Origin of the sequence: Vibrio sp. 10N.222.49.C9 (assembly GCF_041474985.1) — a bacterium.
In the GTDB taxonomy this organism is placed as follows: domain Bacteria; phylum Pseudomonadota; class Gammaproteobacteria; order Enterobacterales; family Vibrionaceae; genus Vibrio; species Vibrio crassostreae_C.
Genome location: NZ_JBFRVD010000652.1, coordinates 1 through 625, shown reverse-complemented (window position 1 = coordinate 625; position 625 = coordinate 1). Strand labels below are relative to the sequence as shown.

Sequence of the window (625 nt, the reverse complement as noted above, 5' to 3'; positions counted from 1 at the left end):
CAGTTGACCGAGGGAAGAAGATATCAGATTTCTGCCCTTTTGGAACGGGGAATTTCAGTGTCAGAAATTGCGAAGACCGTTAAATGCCATCGCTCAACCATTTATCGTGAGTTGAAGCGATGTGGGGAGAAACAGCAATATCTGCCTGAAAAAGCACATCAACTTTCAGTAGCGAAACGACAACAAGCAGATAAGTATCAAATACCCCAACAGCGCATAGATTTCATCGAGTTTTTGCTCACTAACGACTGGAGTCCAGAGCAAATATCTAATGTGTTAACTCGCGCTGGAGCTAAAGTTAGCCATGAGTGGATTTACCGTTTTGTTGCTCGTAATAAGCAACAGGGTGGCAAACTCTTTCGGCACTTACGTCAAGGCCACAAACGGTATCGACGGGGTAAGAAAGAGAAAGCGCCAGCTATTAAAAATGCAGTTTCGATAGATGATAGGCCCGACGTGGTTGATAACCGAGAACGCCTTGGTGACTGGGAGATTGATACGGTTCTGGGTAAGCATGGGACAGGAGCAATCGTCACTATTTTAGAGCGTAAAACACGTTTTTATCTGACGAGAAAAGTCTCATCGAAGTCAGCCAAAGACGTCACTCAAGCGACCATAGATATGT

Annotated in this window: 1 protein-coding gene; it reads left to right on the top strand. The window is 44.8% G+C overall.

Annotation, left to right across the window (positions count from 1 at the left end; all coding sequences use genetic code 11):
• Positions 1-625: IS30 family transposase (locus AB4585_RS24905; protein ID WP_372171429.1), on the top strand; the 625-nt coding region annotated here is incomplete at both ends.